General features: G+C 36.8%; 27 protein-coding genes, 1 other RNA gene and 1 other annotated feature. Of the genes, 3 read left to right on the top strand and 25 right to left on the bottom strand.

Going from position 1 to position 25350, the window contains the following annotated elements; translation table 11 throughout:
- Positions 1 to 2: 2 nt before the first annotated feature.
- Genes yhbY through AC3EA5_RS04625 form a run of 5 tightly spaced genes read right to left on the bottom strand, consistent with a single transcriptional unit; the run spans position 3 to position 3587 of the window.
- Complete coding sequence (yhbY, locus tag AC3EA5_RS04645; RefSeq protein ID WP_488607269.1) at positions 3 to 302, bottom strand: ribosome assembly RNA-binding protein YhbY; 300 nt, start codon at positions 300 to 302, stop codon at positions 3 to 5.
- Positions 289 to 1131: a shikimate dehydrogenase gene (gene aroE, locus AC3EA5_RS04640; protein ID WP_488607268.1), complete on the bottom strand. Its 843-nt coding sequence runs from the start codon at positions 1129 to 1131 to the stop codon at positions 289 to 291. The genes yhbY and aroE overlap by 14 nt, the downstream gene beginning before the upstream one ends.
- A 13-nt stretch (positions 1132 to 1144) precedes the next feature.
- Positions 1145 to 2248 (bottom strand): ribosome biogenesis GTPase YqeH, encoded by a 1104-nt coding sequence (gene yqeH / locus AC3EA5_RS04635; RefSeq protein WP_488607267.1) that lies wholly within the window; start codon positions 2246 to 2248, stop codon positions 1145 to 1147.
- Positions 2245 to 2766: a YqeG family HAD IIIA-type phosphatase gene (locus AC3EA5_RS04630; protein WP_488607266.1), complete on the bottom strand. Its 522-nt coding sequence runs from the start codon at positions 2764 to 2766 to the stop codon at positions 2245 to 2247. The genes yqeH and AC3EA5_RS04630 overlap by 4 nt, the downstream gene beginning before the upstream one ends.
- Positions 2767 to 2804: 38 nt before the next feature.
- Entirely contained in the window at positions 2805 to 3587 is a 783-nt protein-coding gene (locus tag AC3EA5_RS04625) for a phosphatidylserine decarboxylase (RefSeq protein ID WP_488607265.1), read from the bottom strand.
- Between the two features lie 92 nt (positions 3588 to 3679).
- Here AC3EA5_RS04625 and pssA point away from each other — a divergent pair, with 92 nt between their 5' ends.
- Positions 3680 to 4219: a CDP-diacylglycerol--serine O-phosphatidyltransferase gene (gene pssA / locus AC3EA5_RS04620; RefSeq protein ID WP_394187669.1), complete on the top strand. Its 540-nt coding sequence runs from the start codon at positions 3680 to 3682 to the stop codon at positions 4217 to 4219.
- A gap of 86 nt (positions 4220 to 4305) precedes the next feature.
- Entirely contained in the window at positions 4306 to 5040 is a 735-nt protein-coding gene (gene sigK, locus AC3EA5_RS04615) for an RNA polymerase sporulation sigma factor SigK (RefSeq protein WP_394187668.1), read from the top strand.
- Between the two features lie 25 nt (positions 5041 to 5065).
- Here sigK and mtnN read toward each other — a convergent pair whose 3' ends face one another.
- The 18 genes from mtnN to cymR form a co-directional block, all read right to left on the bottom strand.
- Positions 5066 to 5758, bottom strand: coding sequence for a 5'-methylthioadenosine/S-adenosylhomocysteine nucleosidase (mtnN, locus tag AC3EA5_RS04610; protein ID WP_488607264.1), 693 nt, complete (start codon positions 5756 to 5758; stop codon positions 5066 to 5068).
- 195 nt (positions 5759 to 5953) lie between these two features.
- Positions 5954 to 6685: a YrrS family protein gene (locus tag AC3EA5_RS04605; RefSeq protein ID WP_488607263.1), complete on the bottom strand. Its 732-nt coding sequence runs from the start codon at positions 6683 to 6685 to the stop codon at positions 5954 to 5956.
- A gap of 142 nt (positions 6686 to 6827) precedes the next feature.
- The gene (gene greA / locus AC3EA5_RS04600) at positions 6828 to 7295 is read right to left on the bottom strand and encodes a transcription elongation factor GreA (protein WP_488607262.1); all 468 of its coding nucleotides are present in this window, start codon (positions 7293 to 7295) and stop codon (positions 6828 to 6830) included.
- An 83-nt stretch (positions 7296 to 7378) separates the two neighbouring features.
- Complete coding sequence (gene greA / locus AC3EA5_RS04595) at positions 7379 to 7855, bottom strand: transcription elongation factor GreA (protein ID WP_394187664.1); 477 nt, start codon at positions 7853 to 7855, stop codon at positions 7379 to 7381.
- 109 nt (positions 7856 to 7964) lie between these two features.
- On the bottom strand, positions 7965 to 8603 hold the full coding sequence (gene udk, locus AC3EA5_RS04590) for a uridine kinase (RefSeq protein ID WP_394187663.1): 639 nt from the start codon (positions 8601 to 8603) through the stop codon (positions 7965 to 7967).
- Entirely contained in the window at positions 8600 to 9877 is a 1278-nt protein-coding gene (locus tag AC3EA5_RS04585) for a peptidase U32 family protein (RefSeq protein ID WP_488607261.1), read from the bottom strand. The genes udk and AC3EA5_RS04585 overlap by 4 nt, the downstream gene beginning before the upstream one ends.
- Before the next feature lie 80 nt (positions 9878 to 9957).
- Positions 9958 to 10887, bottom strand: a complete 930-nt coding sequence (locus tag AC3EA5_RS04580) for a peptidase U32 family protein (RefSeq protein ID WP_488607260.1) — start codon at positions 10885 to 10887, stop codon at positions 9958 to 9960.
- A 5-nt stretch (positions 10888 to 10892) separates the two neighbouring features.
- On the bottom strand, positions 10893 to 11528 hold the full coding sequence (locus AC3EA5_RS04575; protein ID WP_488607259.1) for an O-methyltransferase: 636 nt from the start codon (positions 11526 to 11528) through the stop codon (positions 10893 to 10895).
- A 173-nt stretch (positions 11529 to 11701) separates the two neighbouring features.
- The gene (gene mltG / locus AC3EA5_RS04570) at positions 11702 to 12817 is read right to left on the bottom strand and encodes an endolytic transglycosylase MltG (protein ID WP_488607258.1); all 1116 of its coding nucleotides are present in this window, start codon (positions 12815 to 12817) and stop codon (positions 11702 to 11704) included.
- Between the two features lie 96 nt (positions 12818 to 12913).
- The gene (locus AC3EA5_RS04565; protein ID WP_394187657.1) at positions 12914 to 13210 is read right to left on the bottom strand and encodes a DUF1292 domain-containing protein; all 297 of its coding nucleotides are present in this window, start codon (positions 13208 to 13210) and stop codon (positions 12914 to 12916) included.
- Positions 13211 to 13215: 5 nt separating this feature from the next.
- On the bottom strand, positions 13216 to 13641 hold the full coding sequence (gene ruvX / locus AC3EA5_RS04560) for a Holliday junction resolvase RuvX (protein ID WP_488607257.1): 426 nt from the start codon (positions 13639 to 13641) through the stop codon (positions 13216 to 13218).
- A gap of 2 nt (positions 13642 to 13643) precedes the next feature.
- Positions 13644 to 13910, bottom strand: a complete 267-nt coding sequence (locus tag AC3EA5_RS04555; protein WP_017380185.1) for an IreB family regulatory phosphoprotein — start codon at positions 13908 to 13910, stop codon at positions 13644 to 13646.
- An 89-nt stretch (positions 13911 to 13999) separates the two neighbouring features.
- Positions 14000 to 16627: an alanine--tRNA ligase gene (gene alaS / locus AC3EA5_RS04550; protein WP_488607256.1), complete on the bottom strand. Its 2628-nt coding sequence runs from the start codon at positions 16625 to 16627 to the stop codon at positions 14000 to 14002.
- Positions 16628 to 16670: 43 nt separating this feature from the next.
- Positions 16671 to 16880, bottom strand: a binding site (T-box leader).
- Positions 16881 to 16967: 87 nt separating this feature from the next.
- Entirely contained in the window at positions 16968 to 19400 is a 2433-nt protein-coding gene (gene recD2, locus AC3EA5_RS04545) for an SF1B family DNA helicase RecD2 (protein ID WP_488607255.1), read from the bottom strand.
- A 20-nt stretch (positions 19401 to 19420) separates the two neighbouring features.
- Positions 19421 to 20077, bottom strand: coding sequence for a tetratricopeptide repeat protein (locus AC3EA5_RS04540; RefSeq protein WP_488607254.1), 657 nt, complete (start codon positions 20075 to 20077; stop codon positions 19421 to 19423).
- An 18-nt stretch (positions 20078 to 20095) separates the two neighbouring features.
- Complete coding sequence (gene mnmA, locus AC3EA5_RS04535; RefSeq protein WP_488607253.1) at positions 20096 to 21217, bottom strand: tRNA 2-thiouridine(34) synthase MnmA; 1122 nt, start codon at positions 21215 to 21217, stop codon at positions 20096 to 20098.
- A gap of 21 nt (positions 21218 to 21238) precedes the next feature.
- The gene (locus tag AC3EA5_RS04530; RefSeq protein ID WP_488607252.1) at positions 21239 to 22381 is read right to left on the bottom strand and encodes a cysteine desulfurase family protein; all 1143 of its coding nucleotides are present in this window, start codon (positions 22379 to 22381) and stop codon (positions 21239 to 21241) included.
- A 34-nt stretch (positions 22382 to 22415) separates the two neighbouring features.
- A complete protein-coding gene (gene cymR, locus AC3EA5_RS04525; RefSeq protein WP_488607251.1) occupies positions 22416 to 22835 on the bottom strand; it encodes a cysteine metabolism transcriptional regulator CymR in 420 nt (139 codons plus the stop codon).
- Between the two features lie 135 nt (positions 22836 to 22970).
- Here cymR and AC3EA5_RS04520 point away from each other — a divergent pair, with 135 nt between their 5' ends.
- On the top strand, positions 22971 to 24260 hold the full coding sequence (locus AC3EA5_RS04520) for a replication-associated recombination protein A (RefSeq protein WP_488607250.1): 1290 nt from the start codon (positions 22971 to 22973) through the stop codon (positions 24258 to 24260).
- A 30-nt stretch (positions 24261 to 24290) separates the two neighbouring features.
- On the opposite strand, the gene AC3EA5_RS04515 is transcribed toward AC3EA5_RS04520, so the two are convergent.
- Complete coding sequence (locus tag AC3EA5_RS04515) at positions 24291 to 25052, bottom strand: tRNA threonylcarbamoyladenosine dehydratase (RefSeq protein ID WP_488607249.1); 762 nt, start codon at positions 25050 to 25052, stop codon at positions 24291 to 24293.
- A 97-nt stretch (positions 25053 to 25149) separates the two neighbouring features.
- Positions 25150 to 25333, bottom strand: a non-coding RNA gene (gene ssrS / locus AC3EA5_RS04510) — 6S RNA.
- Positions 25334 to 25350 lie beyond the last annotated feature (17 nt).

The following is a 25350-nucleotide window of genomic DNA, read 5'->3' as shown; positions in this document are numbered from 1 at the left end:
GTTTAACCTTTTGTAGGTAGCACAATCTTTTTATTTTCTTTAGAAGGTTTATACAGAACAACAGTCAAACCGATTAATTGCACTAGTTCAGACTTTGTACCCTTAGCCAATTTAATCGCAACATCATTCTTATCATCTTCATTGTTCGTTAAAATACTTACCTTTAATAACTCTCGTACTTCTAATGCTTCTGAAATTTGTTTAAGCATATGATCATTTACTCCACCTTTACCAACTTGGAAAATAGGTGTTAAATGATGAGCTTCACTTCGTAAAAAGCGCTTTTGTTTACCTGTTAACATAGGGTCCTCCTAAAATTCGCGTTAATTCTTTTACTGTTTGTTCTGTATCTGGTTGTTCTTTTGTCCACTTTTTAAAAGATAGAGCTCCTTGATGAACGAACATTCCCAGTCCATTCACAATCGTCGCCCCTTTTTTTTCAGCATGTAATAAAAAAGGCGTCAATAATGGATTATACACAATATCAGCAACAATTGCTGAGGGATTTAGCAAATCCAATGAAATTGGCAATGTATCTTCTGAACTCTTCATGCCAAGTGGAGTCGTTTGTATGATAATACGGAAATCATTTAGCTTTTCTTCAGCACTCAAAATAGACAACGCTTGCTTTCCACCAATATCTTGCATGAGTGTTTCTGCTGTTTGAAATGTACGATTTGTACAAGAAATATTGTCATACCCAGCAGCTTTAAGCGCAAAAGCAATACCTCTTGCAGCTCCACCCGCTCCAACTACTAGTATTTGTGCTTCTTTTAACTGAGTCCCGATGGTTTCTTCTAATGAGTTAACGAAACCGTCACCATCAGTATTATGTCCAGTAAGACTACCATCTTGTTCCACAACAACCGTATTGACAGCTCCCATCCACTCTGCAGATTCTGACAAATGGTCTAATAAAGGAATGATGGTCTCTTTATGAGGAATGGTTACATTCCATCCACTCGCTCCTAAAAGTTTTAAAGAATTTACGGCGTTTTGTAATTGATCTTTAGAGACATGAATAGGAATATAAGTTGCATTCACATTCATGTCTTCAAACCATTTACTATGCATTAGGGGAGATAGAGAGTGAGATATGGGATCACCAATAACTGCATACCACTTTTTCACTTAATCATCCCTCCTAAATTAACGAAGGTCTCAATTGAATTTCTACTCCTTTTGGTGCATATGCTGCAATGACTACATTCGGTTTGTTAATCGTTATCCAACCTAAACCTGAAAATACAATATCGGTTTTTTCTTCTTTTATTGAAAACTCATGTCGAACTAGTTTAGGGAAATTTTCTATAAATTCCACTGATGGAGGCGCTAGCATTCCACCTAAATGATTCGCGTATAATTCGTCAGCATTTTCTAGCTTCGTACGGTGAATCGGCAAATCATTTGAAATATGAACAGTGAAAGATGAACGATCACCTTGAATAAAATCAAATCTTGCTAGACCACCTAAGTATAAAGTTTGCTCTGCATTCATTTGGAAAACTTTTGGTTTAATTTCTTTTTTAGGCGTTATCCATTTCAATTCAGACGAATCTAAAAAGTGAGCCATTTGGTGATGATTGATAATACCAGGCGTGTCATACAATGCTTGGTCATCGTCTAATGGAATTTCAATAAGGTCTAGTGTAGTTCCTGGGAAGTGAGACGTCGTAATCACTTCTTTTTCACCAGTTACTTGCTTTATTATTCGATTGATAAATGTGGATTTCCCAACATTCGTACAACCCACTACATACGCATCTTTACCTTCACGATACTTATCAATGGCTTCCATTGCTTCAATCATGCCTGTCCCTTTATGAGCACTTACCAACATGACATCAATAGGGTTAAGGCCAAGCTTCTTCGCTTCTTGTTTTAACCAATGAATGACACGATTCTTTTTGACGGATTTTGGTAATAGGTCTACTTTGTTTGCTACAAGTAAAATAGGATTATTACCTACAAAACGATGTAATCCCGGTAACCAACTTCCATTAAAATCAAAAATATCAACGATTTTAACGATGAGTCCTTGTTCTTTGCCCAAGCTATTTAAAATTCTTAAAAAATCATCATCTGTTAAAGAAACAGGTTGTATTTCATTATAATTTTTCAATCTAAAACAACGCTGACAAATGACCGTTTCTTTTTCTAAAGATGACGGTGGAGCATAACCAGGTTCTTTCGGATTTTCAATTTGAATTACTGTACCGCATCCGATACATGTTGGTTGATTTGTCAAACTTCTTCCTCCCATGTTACATACCCTCTTCTTTTTAAAGAACTAAATATTCGTCGTTCTACTAATCGATTAAAACGGGTAAAGAATCCGTCAGAACTCGCTACAGGTAAAACTAGAATGGTATGTAATTTCATTCGATTGCCGCCAACAACGTCTGTTAGCAATTGGTCGCCAATTACCACGACCTCTTCTTTTTTAACACTCATGATGTGCAGAGCTTTACGGAAAGCTTTGCCCATAGGTTTTCTCGCTTTATATATAAATGGAATACCTAATGGGTCCGCGAAAGATTGCACTCTTAATTCATTATTATTTGACACAATTGTTACTTGAATGCCTGCATCTTTCATGGATTTCAACCATTCAACCAACTTTGGTGTTGCATCTGGTCGATCCCATTCAACTAATGTATTATCTAAATCCGTTATGATACCGTGGATCCCTTTTGCTTTTAAATGTTCTGGTGAAATGTGAAAGACACTTCGCACAAATTCACTTGGTAAAAAATTTCGATACACCCTGACACACTCCGTTCAAGCTAATTTTCTGTTTATCATTATAACATACTCCCGATCTTCTCACCCATTTGGACACGATGATTTGGTTGTATATTAGATTCGAATGAAATTGCGTCTTTTTCGAAAAGTAAGACGACCGTTGAACCAAAAGTAAAATAACCCACTTCTTCACCCTTGACCCATTCCCTGGAAGTATTAGTTAGTTGTATTGAGTTTACAAACATTGCTCCGACTTTAACAACAGCACATTTCTTCTGATTTGCACAAATGACATGTGAAACTTGTCTATAATTTCCGCTGATTGGAGATTTCCCATATGTTAACCCAGCTTGATTCACAGGATAAGATTTTTCACCTAATATATACTGCTTTTTAAGATGTCCATCGACAGGACTATGTATTCGATGATAATCTGCTGGACTTAAGTAGAAAACAACATAGTTTCCACCTTCGTACATAGCTGCATACTCTTTATATCCTAGTAAATCAGCGACCGTATACAATTTTCCTTTCACTGTAAATGTACCTTGTTCAGAAATTACACCCATTGTTTCTACTTTTGCATCAACTGGACTAACGATCGCCTCACTTCCACTATCAACTGGACGATATTGACTGTCTAATTGGCGGATGAAGAATTCATGAAGAGATTCAAATGAATCAATCGGTTTTGAAACTTCTGCCGTATTAATTCCGTATGTATGAATATACGATGGTACTAATCGTCGACTCCATTTGGATGTTGTAACTTTTTGCAACATTTTTGATGTGGTTTTTCCATTTGTTAGTTCGATTAGTAATTGGTATACCTTTTGTCTCATGTTGAACCTCCCGTTTAAAATACGCTCTACCTTTTTTGATATGAACGAAGTATAATAGTTAAATAGCTTATAAGCAAAGGAGTGTTGTTCCATTGTTTTTATTTCAACGATTGGATCACTCAATCAAAAAAATGAAAGCGCATGCCGCTAATATGATCACAATTGGTAATTTATCGTTTGGTGGTGCTGCCATTATGGCAACATTAAACGAATCATATAGCTATAGCGTCCTGTTTATATTTATTGCAGCGTTACTCGATCGTTTTGATGGCATGGTTGCCCGGAAATTAGGACAAGAATCCGAATTAGGGAAACAACTTGACTCAATGAGTGATATCATCTCATTTGGAGTTGCACCAGCCATACTCATTTACATGGTCGATTTATTTGAATTTGGAACAGTTGGAATGATTATTGCTATTATTTATATTGCGAGTGGAGCGTTTAGACTGGCAAGATTTAATATCATGGAATCTAATGGTTATTTCACAGGGTTACCAATCACTGCAGCAGGAACCATCTTAACACTTTCATATTTTGGATTGTCAATTTTTCCACCGGTCTTTTATATGTTCTTAACCGTCATATTAGCCATCCTCATGATTAGCACATTTACATTAAGAAAAGTTTAACGGCCATTTTTATGTGGTCGTTTTTTTCATGGATTTCTTTTTGGAAACATATAGTGACAAAAGACGACATGGAGGTGCGATTCATCATGAGCGGTATATTTACGGCGATCCTTCAAATGTGGATTGAAATTCCCGCTGTAATTGGTTATTTAAAAGGGCAGGCATTTCGGAAACCTCTTAGTCAGGAAGAAGAAGCCCATTATGTTCAATTATGTCTAAAAGGTGACGAAGATGCGAAGCATGAACTAATTGAAAGAAATATGCGCCTTGTTGCTCACATTGTGAAAAAATTCCACCCTAAACACGAACAACTAGATGACTATATTTCCATTGGAACCATTGGTCTGATGAAAGCTGTAGCAAGTTATACACCGGATAAAAAAACACGCCTTGCAACATATGCAGCTAGATGTATTGAAAATGAGATTCTGATGCACTTAAGATCACAGAAAAAAGTTCAGAAAGATGTCTCCTTATATGAACCTATCGGCACTGATAAAGATGGACATTCATTACAGATTACAGATTTACTTCAAACCAATGATGACACTGCTCAACAAACCATTGAACAAAAGGAACAGATGGCTCGTTTGTATCGACATCTAGAAAAGTTAGAAAAAAGGGAACTTGAAATATTGGAAAGAAGGTATGGATTACGATCATTTGAACCGATGACGCAAAAGCAAATTGCGAAACAATTAAATATTTCAAGAAGTTATGTATCTCGTATTGAAAAACGAGCACTGGTCAAATTATACCAACTTTTCACCCATGAAAAAAACTCTTTCGATTCACTCGATATCGAAAGAGCCTCTAATTAACCTCAGTTTATAACAAGAAAATTGTTTACAATTTCGCAATCAATCGTAAAACGATTTCTGTTGAATGTTTCGCTGCCGTTGGTAAGAACTCCTCAAAACTCATACTCGACTCTTTTCCAGCAATATCAGAAAGTGAACGAATAATAATAAAAGGAACGTCAAACTGATAACACACTTGAGCTACTGCAGCAGCTTCCATTTCAGCTGCTTTCATTTGCGGAAAATATCCACGAACTAATTCTACTCTCTCTGAATCACTCATGAACGAGTCGCCTGTTGCTATTAAGCCAGTTGCATATTGATGTTCTCCTAATTCATTAACCGTTTCTTCAGCTAACTTACGAAGTTTCTCATCTGATTTAAAAGCAGCAGGAAGATCCGGTACTTGTCCCATCTCGTAACCAAAAGCTGTAACATCTACATCATGGTGACGAACTTCGTCAGAAATAACAATCGCTCCAACTTCTAAAGAGGCATCGAACCCTCCAGCTGAACCCGTGTTAATGACAATATCAGGGTTGAACTTCTCAAGCAAGATTGATGTAGACATAGCTGCATTTACTTTTCCAATTCCACTTTTCAGTAAAATAACATCATGACCAGCATATTTTCCAACTGTATATTCACTTTTAGCGATGATATCTGTCTGTGCATCTTCAATGGCTAAGCGTAACGCTTCAACTTCTTGTTCCATTGCACCAATAACGGCAATTTTCATAATCGACTCGCCTCAATTCTCTTTAGTTATATAGCTTTTTAATAAAAATCCTCAAAAAGGATTTTGTTTAAGGTTTCTATGCTCATTCGCATCGAAGTAATAAAAAAATGTAATTTTATAAAAAACCGAAAGCTCAATTACATCGACTACCTTGTAAAAACACTTCCCTAAAAATAATAAAAGAGGCGCCGAATGTCAATAGGCGCCTTCCAATGTTTTTAAAGTCTCCATTTTTTCTGGTTTCCATCCTTGCCCGTCAATCCATTGTAAATATACACGATATTTTTCTTGTTTATCGTTAGAGGATACAACACCAATAGATTTCTGAGGTCCCCCACCATTACTTAACTGCCAAATAATCATATTATCACTGGCTAATCCTGTTGCGTATGTTAATGCTTGTACTTTTTCGTCCCAATCGACATGCCCTTTTTCATAAACGGACGTGTGTGAACCCGTCTGAGAGGTCTTTACAGGCTCCCAAGCAGTATTTACGATACTTTCAGACACGATTGGATCATCTGATGGTGTAGAGGTTACTGAGCCACCTTCAGTTGTTGTACTTTCAGTCGATTCTGTTTCTTCTGTTGTTTCTTCTGAAGCTTCCTCTTCTTCGGTTGGTTCAACTTCTTCAGTTGTTAAACCTTCTGTTGCATCTTCTTCAGTCTCTTCATCGGAATTTGTTTCTCCAGATTCTAAAGAAGATTCTTCATTTGAATCTGTATCCGATTCTGTGTTACTTACAGTATCTTCGTTTTTAGGAGATTCCGCTTTTTCTGATGTATCATTTCCTAAAAAGATAATTCCAGCTGTAATCACAATTAAAACGACAACCAATGCTATTAATCCATTTAAGATTTTATTCATGTTCCTAGGTTTATTAGGTCGATTCGTTCTTGATGAATACCGACGTTGTGTTTCAGCCATTCACGATTCCTCCTTCTAAAAATCTCGCTATTATTTCGAGATATATGCAAAACTTATTTTGTTCGCAATGTTAAAAATGCTACCACAGATTATAATAACAAATTAGACGATACGATTAAAATTAGGTTTCAATTTAATGATATTAAGATATCGATACGATTAAAAATAACATTTCACCATTGGGAGTTTTTACTTTTATTTCATCGCCGACTTGTTTGCCTAGCATCTGCTTTGCAATAGGTGATTCCGGAGAAATTTTCCCATCGAGAGGATCTACTTCAGCTGAACCAACAATAGAAAAAGTTTCATTTTCTCCATCTGGCAATTCTCGAACTGATACAGTATGTCCTATCTCAATTATTTTCTCATTAAGTTTACTCTGATCAATTACTTCTGCTTTCTGAAGAATATTTTCTAAAGTAAGTATTCGCCCTTCGATAAAACCCTGATCTTCACGTGCGGTTTGATAATCTGTATTTTCGATGAGACCAAAGCAGCGAGATGCTTTTACTCGAGCAATCACTTCTTTACGCTTCACGTTCTTCAGATCATCTAATTCATCCCGAAGTTTTTCGAGTCCAGCAGCCGTTAAGGATTGTTTTTTTCGCATAAATCATTTCGATCCCCATTCCCATGAAAATAAATGTATAGAAAATCCACTCCCATCAAGACAGGAGTGGATTTTAAATAGTATTAATTAATAGAAACGATTTTAACGTCCATCTCTCCACCAGGTGTTAATACTTTAACCTGGTCTCCAACTGAACGCCCAATTAAACTTTTAGCAATTGGAGAATCATTTGAAATTAGCCCTTCGATAGGGTCAGCTTCAGCTGAACCAACGATCGTATATGTTTCTTGATCGCCATCAGGAATTTCTATAAATGAAACCGTTTTCCCTAGTGAGACGATATCGTTATTTTTTTCATCTTCTTCAATTATGACTGCATTGCGAATCATAGATTCTAAAGTTGAAATACGTCCTTCCACAAAGGCTTGGTCCTCTTTCGCAGAATCGTACTCAGAGTTTTCCGATAAATCGCCAAAACTACGGGCAATTTTAATACGTTCTACTACTTCTTTACGTTTAACCGTTTTAAGGAACTCAAGTTCATCAGATAATTTCTTTTTCCCCGCTACTGTCATTGGATATTGTTTTTCTGTAGACAATGTATTTCACTCCTTCAACTACTTGCATCCTCTTAAAAATACTATGCCGGATAGTGCTTGGATATACGACACAATTTTTAGATAATATTGTCAGTCTTTGAATATCATATTACACAATGATATCAGATTCAAGAATAGTTTTAATTTTTGTAACCATTAAATCGATTGCAACTTGGTTTTGACCACCTTCAGGAATGATAATATCTGCATATCTCTTCGTAGGTTCGATGAATTGGTTGTGCATTGGACGAACAACTGACAAGTATTGTTCCACAACTGATTCAATCGAACGTCCGCGTTCATTAATATCTCTTAATATTCGTCTAATGATTCGTAAATCCGAATCTGTATCAACAAATAATTTAATATCCATTAAATTACGTAAACGTTCATCTTCTAAGACTAAAATTCCTTCGAGAATAATAACATCCTGTGGTTCAACGATTATACTGTCTTTCGCTCGAGTATGCAAAGCATAATCATATATTGGCTTTTCAATGGCTTGTCTATTTAGCAATTGGTGTATGTGTTCAATTAACAAATCTGTATCAAATGCTAATGGATGATCATAGTTCGTTTTTAACCGCTCTTCCATCTCTAAATGACTCTGATTTTTATAATAGTAGTCTTGTTCAATAACTACAACAGCGTGCTCTTTGTATACTTCATAAATGGCGTTTGTAACACTTGTTTTACCGGAACCAGATCCTCCTGCAATTCCGATGACAACTGGACGTTTATGATTCATCTGATAATCTCCCTTCGCATCATATTATTTGGGTAAAGCGGGACTTCGGATTTAAATTGAACAATTTGTTTCGGATGTCTTGCTATGTCTATTGCCCGTCCTTTTTCATCCCACAATTCGTTAATCGTCATACGTACATTGTTGATTTCAGGTCCGAAAAATTCAACTTCGTGACCGACTTCAAAATAGTTTCTTTGTTGTAAAGTAACTATTTGCGATTCTTGATCGTAATCTAAAACTAACCCTATAAAGTCTGTAGATGTTTTTCGACCATGTACACCATACATTTGTTCATCAACCCCTGGTTCACCTTCAAAGAAAGCCGAAGCAGAGTCTCGATTCGCACATTTGTCTAATTCTTCAAGCCATTCTTGTTTAATCTTAAAATTATCTGGGTCTGCACAATATGCATCAATAACCTTTCGGTATACGCTAACAACTGTAGCTACATAATGAATCGATTTCATGCGTCCTTCAATTTTAAGAGAGTCAATTCCCAGTTCAATCATTCTTGGAATAGATTCAACTAATTTTAAATCTTTAGGACTCATGGCAAATGGCGCATCCGATTCATCGAATAAAGCTTTTTCATTGCCATCTTGAACCGTATATAAATCATAGTCCCATCGACATGACTGGCAACATCCTCCACGGTTAGAATCACGTGCAGTCATATGATTAGACAATGTACAACGTCCACTGTAGGCAATACACATCGCACCATGAATAAAAGCTTCAATTTCAATATCTACTTTTTCTTTCATTTCTTGTATTTCATTCCCGCTGGTTTCTCTAGCCAGTACTACTCGATGAAGTCCTTCATTTTTCCAGTACTCCACTGCCTTCCAGTTAGAAAGTGATTGCTGGGTACTTAAATGAATTTCAAGTTTCGGTGCTTCTTGACGACAAGTTTCAATGATTAATGGGTCCGCAACAATTATACCAGTGACCCCTGCAGATTCAATGTTCTTTAAATAATCAGCTAAACCGTACATATTTTCATTGTGAGCGAAAATATTGGTCGTTACATAAATCTTCGCACCATAAGGAGTTGCAAATTCAACGGCTTGACGCATTTCTTCAATTGAAAAATTCCCGGCATTTGAACGCAATCCAAATTCCCGACCGCCAATAAATACAGCATCCGCTCCGTAATGAATCGCTATTTTCAACTTTTCTAAATCCCCAGCTGGAGCAAGGAGTTCAGGTTTTTTTGTAATGACCCGTTTTCCATCTATATATTCGCTGATTCCTTTTTGTTGTAACAATGACATAGAAATCCTCTTTTCTTAAAGGCTTTGTAAACTTTTGCAATGCATTTGGCTTCGTTTAATATTCGTTAAAAAGAGCTATCTTAATAAACCGTTTCCTTAAAGAAAAATCCTGTATCAAGCGGTCGTAAATTTGGTTGTATATTCTCTATTGAAGCAACTAGTTGATCCTTTAACTCTTCATATAAGTCAGGTGATTCCATATATGCATCGATCGCTTGACGATACAAAGCCGTTACGGTTGTAATATACGACTCCTCTTGTAAAATGCCATCGATTTTAAATGAATCGATTTCGGCTTCAATCATTTCTCCTAGTTCATCGATTAAACACATGTCATTAGGACTGAAGATATGTGTTCCATTTACATCTTCAAATATAGGGTATTTATTATTTCGTTCTTTATCATGTAAGAACATCGATTGACCACTAGAGCGATTCTCAATTTCCATTGCTTTATCTTGATAAAGAAAATAATTTCCTAACAAGGCTCTTTTTGATTGGAACATACATGTCATCCCATGAATTTGAACCTCAATCGCTACTTCTGCGTTTTCTTTTATTTCAACGACTTCTTCGAGGCTTAATTCTCTTGCAAGAACTGCTCTAGTTGCACCCCGTCTACCCCAGTAGTTTGCTGTGAACCAGTTGGTCGCCGTGGTTTCTGTATTCCAATGCAGAGGAATGGATAGCTGAGAATCTTTTTTTATTTGAACGATTGCTGGATCTCCAAATACAATTCCATCAACGTTCATCTGTTCTAAGTTCTTCATATAAGGTAAAAGGGCATCAATTTTTTCATTATGAAATAAAGCATTCATCGATACATAGACCTTTTTGTTTGAAGCGTGAGCGAGTTGAACCGATTTTTCAATATCAGTTAGTTTAAATTCACCAGGGAGCCTTAATCCGAATTGTTTTTCACCAATCAGAAATGCATCAGCACCTGCAGAAATAAGTTCATTTAGATGATCTACAGATTTTGGTGTAACGAGAAGTTCCGGTTTTTTCATCAATGTCACCTCTTTATACTTATCGTAATTCCATCCCCTATTGGAAGGAAGGTTGTTATATAATCTTCGTGATTCATTAACCATTTTGTGAAGGATTGAAGATTTCTTACCATTGTTCGTTTTCTTCTAGGAACATCAGATAGCTCAATCTCTGTAAAACCACGCATCAGCATATTGTCACAATAAATAACACCACCTGAAGGCACTAGTGGTGAATATTTATCAAAAAATCGTTGATATTGACCTTTAGCTGCATCAATAAAAATAGCCTGGTATTTCGTGGATGCTAGTGAATGTAAATCAATATCCAATGCATCTCCAGATAATAATTGAATCCTATCGGATAAATCATTTTTTTCGATATATGTGCGAGCTAATTCAGCCCGATTTTCATCTTTTTCAATCGTCGTGATTTTAGTATTTGGAAGGGCTGTCGCCATTCGTATGGCTGAATATCCAATTGCAGAACCAATTTCTAATATGGAATCTGGATTTTGTAATCTTAAAAGTTGTAAAAATGATTCAATTGAAACGAGTTCCATAATCGGAATATGGTTGATTCGAGCGAATTCTTCCATTTCCATTAATTGGGGCGAACGATTAATTATATGTGATTCAATGTAGGAATCTGGTGTCCTCATTTCGACTTTAACTCCTTTAATTCGCAAAAATTACACTCAATCATAGCATTACAAATTCCTAGCTGGCAACCTTATTGTCACAACCTAACATGTTTTCTTATGTAAAGTTTTCAAAAGTTGGACACCTTTAGACACGAAAAAAGAAGGAAAGCGAATAGCTTCCCTTCAACCCTTTAACGCAAGTGTTCTTCGATCTTTTGCAAGTGTTCTTCGTAACTTTCAGAAAAATAATTCGTTCCATTTTCATCAGCAAGGAAATATAAATTATCTGATTCAGGTGCGTTTAGAACTGCATCAATAGATGCTTGTCCAGGATTAGCAATCGGGCCTGGTGGTAGACCTTGAACCGAATACGTATTATATGGATGTTCTGTATTTTTATCAGAGGCAATATTGTCTCTTTCCCCTTCAAATGCATACAAAACAGTTGGATCCGTCTGTAAAGGAATTCCTTCATCTAGACGATTAAAGAAAACACTCGCAATCATTTCGCGATCAGTTGACGCTGTTGCTTCTTCTTCTAATAAGGATGCAAATGTTAATAGCCAATGAACCGTTTTTTCTTGTTCTGCTAACACATCTGTATAAGGTGCAACTACAGTAGCAGTTGAACTCAACATTTGATCAACGATTTCTTCTAAAGACGGGTTTTCTTCATAAAAAGCATACGTAGCAGGATATAAATACCCTTCAAATGCGTAACGAACATTCTCGCCTTTTACTTCATCAGTCAATAATGTTGGATATTTATTAATCATTTCGTCGATAAAAACTGGATCTTTCACAAGTTCTAAAAAGTCTTCTGCTGAATGAGTAGTTCTCTTTTCAACAACTGCAGCTATTTGACCCAATGTTAAGCCTTCAGGTACTGTCATAGTGAATACTGGTTCACGATATACTTTACCCGTTTTTAAACTTTCAATTAATTCGTCAAGAGTCATCGCTTGAGTTAAGCCATAATCACCTGCTTGGAAATCTGATTCGTTGTTAAACTTTGCATAATATTTGAAAATACGAGCATCTTTAATAATCTCATTTTTTTCTAATAGTGTTGCAATTGAATCTAAATTTGAACCAATTTCTACTGTAATAGGGATAACTTTTTCAGAATTTTCATCCATCGGTTGTAAAGCACTCTTTACATAATTGTACCCACTATAGGCTGCAATACCCCCGCCAATCAAGACAATTAGGACAATTGCAAGCACAATCCGTCGAACAATTTTCACTTCTTTTTTCTTTTCTTTCATACGATTAAACATAATCTCTTTTTTTGTTTCGTTTTCCACGGGTTTCCCCCCTCTATCTGACACCTATTATACTAGAATTTTACACAAAAGAAAAAGGTGGAATGATTTTATTCATTCCACCTTTAGAAAGATTGATTATTCTTCGTCTTCTTCCTCTTCTTCATCTAAGAAAGTGTTAAGCATTTCTTCAATCATCGCCCACTCTTCGTCAGTTTCGATTGGTTGAAGTTCGCCATCTTTACCGTCTTCTGATGGTAAGAAAGAAGATGCATGAATTTCAATCTCTTCATTTTCATCTTCTTCAGCACCAATTGGGTAGTAAAGAACATATGATTTTTTAAATTCATCTGACTCAAATGTAAAAAGAATCTCGCATAATTGCTCTGTACCGTTATCATCTACTACTGTAATGTTTTGTTGTCCGTGTTCCATTCCAATCACCTCATATTAGATTTGCTGTCTAAGTAACCTTGTAAAATCATAACCGCAGCCATTTTATCAATCACTTGCTTCCTTTTTTTACGGCTCACATCTGCTTGTATTAACATTCTTTCTGCAGCAGCCGTCGTTAAGCGCTCATCCCATAAAACAACAGGTTTGTTAAATGTCACTTTGAGCAATTCAGCGAACCTTTCAGATGCTTCAGCTCTAGGACCAATACTGTTGTTCATGTTTTTTGGATAACCCACAACAAAAGTAGACACTTCATGAGATTTCACAAGCACTTCAATCCGATCAATGCCGAATTGGTTATTACTTTCATCAATTTTGATGGTTTCAATCCCTTGGGCTGTCCAACCGAAAGCATCGCTAACTGCGATACCAACCGTTTTTGAACCAACATCAAGCCCCATTATTCTCATGTCTACGCCTCGTTATTCTTCTTGATATAAAACTTAACAAGCTCTTCAAGTATTTCGTCTCGCTCAAGCTTGCGTATCAAATTACGTGCTTCTTGATGGCGAGGAATATATGCCGGATCACCCGAAAGTAAATAGCCGACGATTTGGTTAATTGGGTTGTAACCTTTCTCTTCAAGTGCCGAATGGACATGAAGCATTACTTGTTTTACTTCTTGTTCCATAGACTCTTCTGGAAAGTTAAACTTCATCGTCTTGTCAAATGAACTCATGATCAGCACCTCGCTTTCAGAAAAAATGGGTTGTACATATATATATGATTTTGACTTACAACATTAGTATAACCGATTTCATCTGACAATTAAACGGATTTGACATAATCATACACAGATTGTAAAGCACCATCAAGTTTTGAAGCATCTTTAGCGCCGGCCATCGCCATATCTGGACGACCTCCACCCTTGCCATCACATTGTTCTGCAACAAATTTCACAAGATTTCCAGCATGATATTTGCCACCTGATAAATCGTTTGTTACACCAGCGATTAACATAACTTTTCCTTCTTCAGATGCACCCAAAACAATAACAGCCTGTTTCATTTTTGTTTTTAAGTCGTCCATCATTTGTCGTAATTGGTTATTATCTTTCGCTTCAACACGTGCAGATAAAACAGTAACACCATTCATTTCTTGTGCATTTGAGAGTACAGAAGACGACTGGCTATTCGCAATTTTTGCGGATAATGATTCATTTTCTCTTTGCATTTGTTTCATTTCCATCTGTAATCCTTGGATTTTTGTTAATAAATCTTTTGGATTTGATTTCACTAAAGCTGCAACTTCACTCAAAAGTTGTTCCTCTGCTTTAATTAATTCATAAGCAGCTTTTCCAGTTAGAGCTTCAATTCGTCGAGTTCCCGCTCCAATGCCACTTTCTGAAACAAGTTTAAAGAATCCAATTTGCGAAGTATTACTTACATGGCATCCACCGCATAATTCAAGTGAGTAACTGTCAATTGATACGACACGAACAATCTTACCGTATTTTTCACCAAACAACGCCATTGCGCCCATTTGCTTCGCTTCATCAATCCCATGATAGCCAGTTATAACTTGAATATCTTCCCAAATTTTTTCATTCACTTGTTGTTCAATCTTTTCGAGTTCTTCTTTTGTTACTTGGCCAAAATGAGAGAAGTCAAAACGCAATCGGTCAGGTCCAACATAAGAACCTGCTTGGTTAACATGCGTTCCTAATACATCCTTTAATGCTTGGTGTAAAAGATGTGTAGCGGTATGATTTTTAACAGTTAAGCTTCTTAACGATTGGTCAACTGATGCTGTTACTTCATGACCCGTTGTAAGCTCTCCTGATTCAATTAAAACTGTGTGTAAATTTTGACCGTTTGGAGCCTTTTGAACGTCTTTTACAAAGCCTTTAAACAAATCACTTTCTAATGAACCGTGATCAGCAATTTGTCCGCCACTTTCAGCATAAAAAGGAGTTTGCTCAAGAATTAGTTTAACTTCATCACCTTCATTAGCATGGTTTACTATTTCACCATCTTTAATGATCACAAGCGCTTTCGTGCTTATTGCTAAAGTATCATAACCAACAAAAGTACTCTCCTCTTTAAGATTACCTAAAACTTCTGATTGTACTTGCATTGAATCAACGTCTTTTCTTGCTGAACGAGCACGTGTACGTTGCTCTTCAAGCGATGCTTTAAACCCTTCATGATCAACGGTCATTCCAGCTTCTTCAGCGTACTCTTCGGTTAACTCCACTGGGAAACCGTACGTATCATATAAACGGAAAGCATCATTACCAGGAATAATGTTCAAGCCTGCTTCTTGCTGAGATGATATAACAGCTGATAATATACTTAACCCATCTTGTAACGTTTCATGGAAACGTTCTTCTTCATTTTTAATAACGCGCATAATGAAATCTTGTTTTGCTTCCACTTCAGGATAAAAATCGTTCATGATTTCGCCAATAATCGGAACCAGTGTATACATGAATGGACGATCAATCCCTAAATTTTTCCCGTAACGTACAGCACGACGTAATAGTCTACGTAAAACATACCCACGACCTTCATTAGATGGTAATGCACCATCACCAATTGCAAATGCAACCGTACGCGTGTGGTCAGCAATTACTTTAAATGCTAAATCATCATTTAAATCTTTCCCGTACGATTTTGAAGATACTTCCTCAGTCTTTTGAATGATTGGCATAAACAGATCTGTATCAAAATTAGTTGGAACATTTTGCACAACACACGCCATACGTTCTAGGCCCATTCCAGTATCAATATTTTGTTTTGGTAATGGTGTATACGTATGATCTGGGTTGTGATTAAATTCCGAGAAAACTAAATTCCATATTTCTAAATAACGGTCGTTTTCACCGCCTGCATACATTTCGGGATCTGTTGGATCATTGCCGTAGCTTTCACCACGGTCATAGAAGATCTCAGAGTTAGGTCCACTTGGTCCTTCTCCAATATCCCAAAAGTTTCCTTCCAAACGAATAATTCGTTCTTCTGGAATACCGATCACATCTCTCCAAATCGCATAAGCTTCTTCATCTTCCGGATGTACGGTAATGGATAGTAGTTCAGGATCAAAGCCCATCCATTTTTTATCCGTTAGAAATTCCCAAGCCCATTCAATTGCTTCTTTTTTAAAGTATTCTCCAATAGAAAAGTTCCCAAGCATTTCAAAAAACGTATGGTGTCGTGCTGTTTTCCCCACATTTTCGATATCGTTTGTGCGAATCGATTTTTGTGCATTCGTAATGCGTGGATTTTCAGGTATAACACGTCCATCAAAATACTTCTTCAGGGTAGCAACGCCACTATTAATCCAAAGTAATGAATTATCATTGATCGGAACGAGTGGAGCACTTGGTTCAACTGCATGGCCTTTTTCAATAAAGAAATCTAAATACATTCGACGTATTTCTGCTGCTGTTTTCATCTTTCATTCCTCCTTAAAATAGAAAAAGCCCTCAATCCCCTAAAAAAGGGACGAAGGCTTTAAATTCGCGGTACCACCCTAGTTACAGCAAAACATGACTGCTGTCTCTCGATTATGCCTTAACGCGGCTCACGGCAGGGATTAGCTGCACTTAAGAGTAGCTTTCCATTCAAATACTTGAAGGTTCTTTCAGCCGGGGAACCTTTTTCTAAGACAAGAATTATAAATGTACTTTCTCTATCAACGTGTTTAATTATGCTTGCTTTACATGAAGAATGAATGAAAATACTTCCTCAAATTGAGCAACTTTTTTTTAGTATAAAAAACAATTGCCTTTGTGTCAATTCACTTCTTCCACAAAATCGTAAGGAGTTGAACCATTCATACCAACTAAAGGATGAATCGAGAGATGATTAGCAGCCGTTAAGATTGCCAATTCTTGATTTTCTACTTCTTCAACTGTAGTAGTAGTGTCCTCCATTTTCTCTGATTCCTCAGATACTTCCTGGTTGTTTAACCTTTCTTTTAAAGAAGTTAAACGAGCAAGATCATCATTACGTTCAATCCCATATTTAAATACATCAGCATCCCCACAAAGAATCAAGAAATTCTTAGCCCTTGTAATGCCGGTATACAGTAAATTTCGACGCAACATTTTCATATAACTTCTGACAACAGGCATAATGACAATCGGAAATTCACTACCTTGAGATTTATGAATAGAACAACAATAAGCTAATGTTAGCTGACCTAAATCACTACGTTGATATGTGACTTCAATCCCTTCAAAAGAAACGACCATCATATCCTGTTTTTCAACATTTTCACTGGCTTTTGAAATACTTATAACTTCGCCCATATCACCATTAAATACATGGCTCTCTGGTTGATTGATCAATTGAAGTACTTTATCACCAATTCGATAAATCGTATCACCAAAAGTTAGTTCTTTACGTTTTTTAGTATCATTTGGATTAACCATTTCTTGAATCATTTTATTTAAAGCATCAATACCTGCAGGTCCTTTGTACATCGGTGCTAATACTTGTAGTTCTTTAATCGTGTGGCCTTTAGCAAGTGCACTTTTAATGACTTGTTCAACAACTTTTGAAATTTGTTCCGGACCCGCTTTTATAAACGAACGATCTGACGTTTTATCCGTTAAATTCGTTGGCATTTTCCCTTTTTTCATTTGATGAGCAAGTTCAATGATAGAAGACCCAGCTGATTGACGATAAATATCCGTCAATTCAACAGTTGGAATTCGACTTGATCCAAGTAAATCTTTTAATACTTGCCCTGGTCCCACGGGTGGTAGTTGATCTTGATCGCCTACAAAGATGACTTGAGCTCCTTCAGGTATCGCTTTTAGTAATTGATGTGCAAGCCATGTATCGACCATCGACATTTCATCGATAATGATTAGCTTTCCTTTTATATCTCGTTCTGTCTCTTCTTCTTTATCTTGACCTGTAAAACCGAGTAAACGGTGAATCGTCGTTGCAGGAAGACCCGTCGATTCATTTAAACGTTTCGCAGCCCTACCTGTAGGAGCAGCCAAAATGATTGGAAATGGTTCTTCTTTTTTAGCATAGTCTTTTGGGTCAAGTGTTAAACCATGTAATTCTGCATAGACCTCAACTAGACCTCTAACAACGGTCGTTTTACCAGTACCTGGACCTCCTGTTAACAACATCACGGAAGCATTCATACCAAGTTCTATTGCAGCTATTTGAGTCTCAGCATAGGTCACGCCTAGCCGTTCTTCGGCATCTCCAAGTGCTTTTCTAATTTCGGATGTAGGAAAGCCCGTTCGCTCCTTCTGTTCTTGAATTAAAAGCTCAAGTTTGGAAGCAATGCCAACCTCTGAAAAATAGAGAGATGGCAAATAAAAACGAGACATCTCACCTGCCAGTTTCCCATCTTCAACTAATTCGATACAAGCATTAGAAATGGCATCAAAAGGCACCTTTTCAAACTGACTTGATTCTAATAATTGTTTCACATTCGGCAATATATGCTCAGCATGTAGATACACATGCCCTTCACTTAATGATGCAGCATTTAGCAAATGAAAGACTGCTGCTTTAATTCGATCAGGATGATTCCCTGTCATGCCTAATTTTCCACCTAATTCATCTGCACGATGAAAGCCAATTCCTTCTACATCTTCAATTAATCGAAAAGGATTCTTCATTAATACTTCGATCGTCTCTTCTCGATAGGTTTGATAGATACGCATGGCTAGCTGTGGTCCAAAACCCCATTCATTTAATTGAATCATCACACGTTCTAATCCTAAATTTTGCTCCAGGGTAAAACGGATCGTTTCCTTTTTTTCTTTCGCTAATTTTGGAACAGTATCCAGCGATTCTGGGTCATCTAATATAAGACGAATTGCATCTTTTCCAAGCTTCTTGACAATGGTTTCAGCCGTTTTACGACCAATACCTGGAAATAAATCACTTGATAAATAGTGAATAATTCCTTGTTCTGTCTCCGGTACATCTTTTGAGAATGTTTCAACTTGGAATTGCGTTCCATACTTTGGGTGCTGTTTGATTTGACCAGTAAAACGATACATTTCTTCATTCATTAACGGTGGAAAGTATCCTGTAACAATAATCTCTTTTTCATCGAACGTACTGTTTGTCTCACTGATTTTGAGTTTAATAATGGAGAATAAGTTGGTGGGGTTATGAAAAATGGTGACAACTGGTTTGCCAACTATAAACAAAGCGTCTTGGTTGAATAATTCGATTTGATTTGGCAAACCAATCATCTCCATTCACATTAATTTCGTAGAGCAATCATGTCATATACATATCGAGCTTGATCAAAATTTGGTTGAAGTGTATATGCTTGTTTTAAATGATAAAGTGCATCCTCAGTTCGGTCTGTAGAGACTGCGTAAAGTACACCTAAATTATAATGAGCATCGGCATTATTTATATCTTCATGAATGACATATACAAACTCTGGCTCTGCTTCTTTAAACATTTCTAAAGCCGCTAATCCGATCCCATAAGACAGACGAATTTGAATGTCTTCTGGTTCAAGTTCTGCTGCTCTTTGTAAGTATGGCAATGCTAACTTTGGATTGCCTAATCGTTCAAAACACTTTCCTAACATGAAGTAAGCATCTGCACCTTGAATGTTAAACTTAATGGCTTTTTCATAAAGTTTAGCAGCCTCTTCAAAGCGCTCTTGTTCATAATACAAATTAGCCAAGCCATAATAAGCAGTTGCTGACTGCTCATCTAGCGTTAAAGCTTTTTGAAAAAATCTTTCTGCACGTTCAATTTCATTCATGCGAGCTAATAAATTCCCAAAATTAATGTATCCTAATGGGTTATTAGGTTCCTCTTCAATAGCGTTATTAAAATGAACAACGGCTTGTTCATAATCTTTATTTTGAATTGCTAAAATGCCTAAATCTAATTCATTCACGTTACCACTCCTACTTCTTTAACCAACATAAGTTAGTTTTTTACCCTGCTTCATTACTTCATCAATCGTTCCGCCACCTAAACAAACATCGCCATCATATAATACAACAGCTTGTCCAGGTGTAATTGCACGAACAGGTTTAGCAAATGAAATAATAGCACCATTAGAAGGAGTCAGCTCAACTTTCACCTGAACATCTTCTTGGCGATATCTAAATTTCGCAGTACAACTAAATATGGTATCTAATGGTTTGGTCGTTGTAAAGCTCATATTTACAGCCGTTAATTGATCTGAGAAAAGTGCTTCATGATGAATATTTTGCCCAACTAACAACTCGTTTTTTTCTAAATTCTTACCTAAAACAAACCAAGGATCACCTGCGCCACCTATCCCTAGCCCGTGACGTTGACCAATTGTATAATACATTAATCCATCATGACGACCCATTTTTTCTCCGTCCATAGTGACCATATCACCTGGTTGTGCCGGTAAATACTGACTCAAAAATTCTTTAAAGTTTCGTTCTCCTATGAAACAAATACCTGTGGAATCTTTTTTGGTTGCTGTGGCTAATCCTACTTCAGAAGCAATTTCTCGCACTAGTTTTTTCTCTAAATGTCCAATTGGAAACATCACTTTTGACAATTGTTCTTGAGACAATTGATTTAAAAAGTAAGTTTGATCTTTGTTGTTATCAAGACCACGTAAAAGTTGTGTTTCGCCATCAATTTCTTTAACTTGAGCATAGTGACCAGTAGCTAAATAATCAGCTCCTAAACTAATAGCATGCTCTAAAAATGCTTTGAACTTAATTTCTTTATTACACATCACATCAGGGTTAGGTGTTCTTCCTGCTTTGTATTCTTCTAAAAAGTAAGTAAATACTTTATCCCAATATTGTTTTTCAAAATTAACTGCGTAATAAGGAATGCCTATCTGATTACAAACTTTAATAACATCATCATAATCCTCAGTGGCCGTACAAACACCATTCTCGTCTGTATCGTCCCAGTTTTTCATAAAAATACCTATGACATCATACCCTTGTTGTTTTAATAAATAAGCTGCAACTGACGAATCTACTCCGCCAGACATACCAACTACAACTCGTGTATTTGCAGGATTTTTAACTTCTTGCATGTCGATCACCTTTTCCTAATATTATTTCACAAGTCTTTTCACAACTTTTGCTGTTTTCTTCGCTGCTTCTTCTATATCCTGAATAGTCAAACCATATCCGAAGCTAAAACGAATTGAATTACGCAGTTCCTCCGCTTTTTCTCCATACATCGCCACAAGGACATGGGAAGGGTCAATTGAACCTGCTGTGCAAGCAGAACCACTTGATACCGCTAATCCCTCCATGTCTAAATTAACAAGCAAAGATTCGACGTCTGTATGCGGGAAACTAATATTTAAAATATGGGGTAGAGCGAACTTTTCATGACCATTTAATTTAAACTGAATTCCCTCATTTTCTAGAATTTCAATCATCGTTTCTTTAAATTGTTTAAATATCTCCACTTTTTCAACTATTGTTTGTTCAGAAATCTTAACCGCTTCAGCAAATGCGATTGTAGCAGGTACATTTTCGGTTCCAGCTCTTCGTTTCTTTTCTTGCTGACCACCAAACAGTTGAGGAGATAGTTTCGTTCCTTTTTTTTGAAATAAAAACCCAATTCCTTTTGGACCGTTTATTTTATGAGAGGAAACGGAAAGTAAATCCACATGCAGTTCGTCAACTGAAAGCGGAACTAATCCATATGCTTGTACAGCATCTGTATGGAACGATGCTAAGTGATCTTTTAAAAGCTCGCCTATTTCTTTAATAGGTTGAAGTGTTCCCACTTCATTGTTTCCAAATATTAACGTCACTAAAATTGTATCGTCACGCAAAGCTCTTTTGACATCATCAATTGATATGATCCCCTGCTCATTTACTGGTAAATAAGTAACTTCGAAGCCATCCTTTTCAAGCTTGTGACATGCATGTAATACAGCGTGGTGTTCAATTTGAGAGGTAATAATATGATTTCCTTCAATTTTCCGAGCGTAAGCAGTTCCAAATATGGCTAGGTTATCTGCTTCTGTCCCACCAGCAGTTAAAATGATTTCTTGCTCTTTTGCGCCGATGCTCTTCGCTAAAATTTCACGTGATTGATCCAATTCTTTTCGAGCATCACGACCTATGGAGTGAATACTTGACGGATTACCAAAGATTAGATTCATTGACTGAACCATTTTTTCAATGACAATCGGATGTACAGGAGATGTCGCTGCGTGGTCTAAATATATTTTGTTCATGGAATTCTCCTTTTAAAATAGTAAAAAATATAGCTTAAATATAATACATATAGCCATCAGGAGATGACTCTTCATTATAAGATGCTAAATCTTCAATTGATGTTGTATCTAATACTGTTTTAACAGCATCGCGTATACGAGACCAGAGTTCTCTTTGAGGCGGTGCCTCGTTTTCAATACCTTCAACAGGTTGGATTGGTCCTTCGAGAACACGAATAACATCCCCCGTTGAAATTAAATGTGGAGGTTTAGTAAGCATATATCCACCATGTGCGCCTCTAACACTTTTAATCAGCCCTGAATTTCGTAGAGGAGATACTAGTTGCTCTAGATAAGCTTCTGAAAGTTTGTTATCTGCTGCTATTTGACGGAGCGGTACTGGACCCTCTCCAAATTGTTTAGCTAGTTCGATCATAATCGTCAATCCGTAACGACCTTTTGTTGAAATTCTCAACTAAATCACCTCTATAAGTCCATTAAATTCATCTACATAGTATAGCACATTTCCGACTAATGACCTCTGAAATGACTTTTATATACCTACGTCGTATAATGGAGAACAAATGTACGAAATTAGGAGGAACTCAACTTGCAAAGAGAGCCACTTGCTTATCGAATGAGACCTCAAAAACTTGAGGAAGTTGCAGGACAAAAAGACGTTATCGGGAAACATACACCTTTATATAAAATGATTGTAAATGGTCATGTCCCCTCCATGCTTTTATATGGGGAACCTGGAATAGGCAAAACATCGCTTGCCTATGCGATTGCTGGTACGAGCAATCTTCCGTTCATTGCGTTAAATGCGACAAGATCAGGAAAAAAAGATATAGAAGACGTCGTAGCTGAATCTCGCATAACAGGGAAAGTTCTTTTATTTTTAGATGAAATCCATCGTTTCAATAAATTACAACAAGATGCCTTACTGCCCCATGTTGAAAGTGGAGCGATCGTCTTAATCGGTGCGACAACAGAAAATCCATTTCACGATGTGAATCCAGCGATACGTTCTCGATGTGGTGAAATTAAGCAATTAAAACGTTTATCTTCAGAGGATTTATTAACATTAGTACAACGTGCTTTGCGAGACGAACATAAAGGATTAGGGCGATTGACGATTCAAATCTCTGAAGAGCAACAAATGAAAATTGCCGACTCAGCTAATGGAGATGCAAGAAAAGCTTTAACGATACTCGAATCCGTTGTTTCCGCTTCTGACGAAGAAAATGGCATTATTATTGTAGAAGATGCTTTACTTCAAAACTTGGTAGAACGAATTGGTGTATTTGGGGATAAAAAAGGATCTCATTTTTATAATCTTCTTTCTGCTTTACAAAAATCGGTTCGTGGAAGTGATGTCAATGCTGCTATGTATTATTTGGCTCACTTGCTTGAAAATGGTGATCTCATAGCTGTATCAAGAAGATTACTAGTAATGGCTTACGAGGATATTGGTATGGCAAATCCAGCAGTAGGTGCACATGTATTGGCTAGTATTCAAGCAGCTGAAAGACTTGGATTACCTGAAGCGCGCATTCCATTAGCAAATGCAGTGGTTGAAATGTGTCTTTCAGAAAAATCAAATTCAGCTTATAAAGCGATGGATGCTGCCATTGCCTCTATTCATGCTGGTAAAGTAGGAGATATCCCAAGTCATTTAAGGGATACACACTACGTGGGAGCTGCTGCTTTAGGCCACGAAGGATATTTATATCCCCATAATACGCCAATCGGTTCTTTCGGAGGCTGGGTCAATCAAACATACTTACCGGATAATTTAATTGGAACTAAATTCTATGAACCGGTATTAGCTGGCGAGGAGAAGAAATTAGCCGGAATTTATCAGAAACTCGAAACGTTCAAACAAAAAAAGACGTAAATCGCGATGGATACGATTTACGTCTTTTACTTATTTTCTAACACGATTCACTGGAATTTCTTTTGTAATGTCGTTAATTACCCAACTTGCTGCTATTAATCCAGCAACTGAAGGTACAAAAGCATTTGAGGAAGGAGGCATTTTTGCTTTACGAATTTTAGCATCAGGTTTCCCTACCGTTTCAACCACATCTTCTCTTACAATAATCGGACTTTCATCAGAGAATACCACTGGAATTCCTTTATAGATACCTTCTTTACGAAGCTTTAATCGAATAACTTTCGCTAAAGGGTCCGTATGCGTTTTTGAAATATCAGCGATTTTAAATCGTGTTGGATCTGTTTTATTGGCAGCACCCATACTTGAAATCATTTTTACTCCTCGGCGAAGACATTCTTTCATCAAATGTACCTTGTAGATGATCGTATCCGATGCATCAATCACATAATCCAAATTGTAACTAAAGAATTCTTCAAAAGTCTCTTCGGTATAAAACATATGTAAATCATGAACCTCACAATTTGGATTAATATCCAAAATTCGTTCCTTCATAATTTCCGATTTAGAACGCCCAACTGTAGAAGTGTACGCAACTAGTTGACGATTAATATTTGTAATGTCTACATTGTCTTTATCCACAAGGATAATCTTCCCCACACCACTTCTAGCACAAGCCTCTGCGGCAAAAGAACCTACCCCACCTATTCCTAAGATAGCAACTGTAGTGTTTTTCATTAGTTCGACACCTTCAGTACCGACTGCTAATTCATTTCTTGAAAATTGATGTAACATGTAATTCCCTCACAATCTACTTCTATTCGGAGTATTTTACTCCACGAAAAACCCTCTAGCAACTACAAATTGCTAGAGGGATTATACATAATGTAAGACGAATCCCAACTGTGCCGTCATTTTGAAGCGTATCGTTTTGAACCCGCACACAGCAGGTGGGTATCCACTTTACAACTTAAGACTTCCCCTGGGGGCATGTCAGCTATTGTAAAAGTAAGATTCCCGACGATATAATTGTTCGGTCAAAAGCGATTGGCAATTAACGAACACTTCAGGATTCGTATTACTAGTATCCTAC

It is taken from the genome of Paenisporosarcina sp., assembly GCF_057785155.1.
This window is presented reverse-complemented; position numbering and strand designations above follow the sequence as displayed.

Excerpts from the sequence above, each read along its gene's own strand:
- AC3EA5_RS04530 (WP_488607252.1), bottom strand. The coding sequence starts at position 22,381 with ATGAACAAAATATATTTAGACCACGCAGCGACATCTCCTGTACATCCG.
- ruvX (WP_488607257.1), bottom strand. The coding sequence starts at position 13,641 with ATGAGAATAATGGGGCTTGATGTTGGTTCAAAAACGGTTGGTATCGCA.
- AC3EA5_RS04515 (WP_488607249.1), bottom strand. The coding sequence starts at position 25,052 with ATGTTACATCAATTTTCAAGAAATGAATTAGCAGTCGGTACTGAAGGT.
- alaS (WP_488607256.1), bottom strand. The coding sequence starts at position 16,627 with ATGAAAACAGCAGCAGAAATACGTCGAATGTATTTAGATTTCTTTATT.
- AC3EA5_RS04625 (WP_488607265.1), bottom strand. The coding sequence starts at position 3,587 with ATGAGACAAAAGGTATACCAATTACTAATCGAACTAACAAATGGAAAA.
- udk (WP_394187663.1), bottom strand. The coding sequence starts at position 8,603 with ATGAATCATAAACGTCCAGTTGTCATCGGAATTGCAGGAGGATCTGGT.
- mtnN (WP_488607264.1), bottom strand. The coding sequence starts at position 5,758 with ATGAAAATTGCCGTTATTGGTGCAATGGAACAAGAAGTTGAAGCGTTA.
- yhbY (WP_488607269.1), bottom strand. The coding sequence starts at position 302 with ATGTTAACAGGTAAACAAAAGCGCTTTTTACGAAGTGAAGCTCATCAT.
- AC3EA5_RS04575 (WP_488607259.1), bottom strand. The coding sequence starts at position 11,528 with ATGAGGACACCAGATTCCTACATTGAATCACATATAATTAATCGTTCG.
- AC3EA5_RS04605 (WP_488607263.1), bottom strand. The coding sequence starts at position 6,685 with ATGGCTGAAACACAACGTCGGTATTCATCAAGAACGAATCGACCTAAT.
- AC3EA5_RS04585 (WP_488607261.1), bottom strand. The coding sequence starts at position 9,877 with ATGTCATTGTTACAACAAAAAGGAATCAGCGAATATATAGATGGAAAA.
- AC3EA5_RS04580 (WP_488607260.1), bottom strand. The coding sequence starts at position 10,887 with ATGAAAAAACCGGAACTTCTCGTTACACCAAAATCTGTAGATCATCTA.
- AC3EA5_RS04565 (WP_394187657.1), bottom strand. The coding sequence starts at position 13,210 with ATGGAACACGGACAACAAAACATTACAGTAGTAGATGATAACGGTACA.
- greA (WP_488607262.1), bottom strand. The coding sequence starts at position 7,295 with ATGCGAAAAAAACAATCCTTAACGGCTGCTGGACTCGAAAAACTTCGG.
- AC3EA5_RS04555 (WP_017380185.1), bottom strand. The coding sequence starts at position 13,910 with ATGAGTTCATTTGACAAGACGATGAAGTTTAACTTTCCAGAAGAGTCT.
- mnmA (WP_488607253.1), bottom strand. The coding sequence starts at position 21,217 with ATGCAAGAAGTTAAAAATCCTGCAAATACACGAGTTGTAGTTGGTATG.
- sigK (WP_394187668.1), top strand. The coding sequence starts at position 4,306 with ATGAGCGGTATATTTACGGCGATCCTTCAAATGTGGATTGAAATTCCC.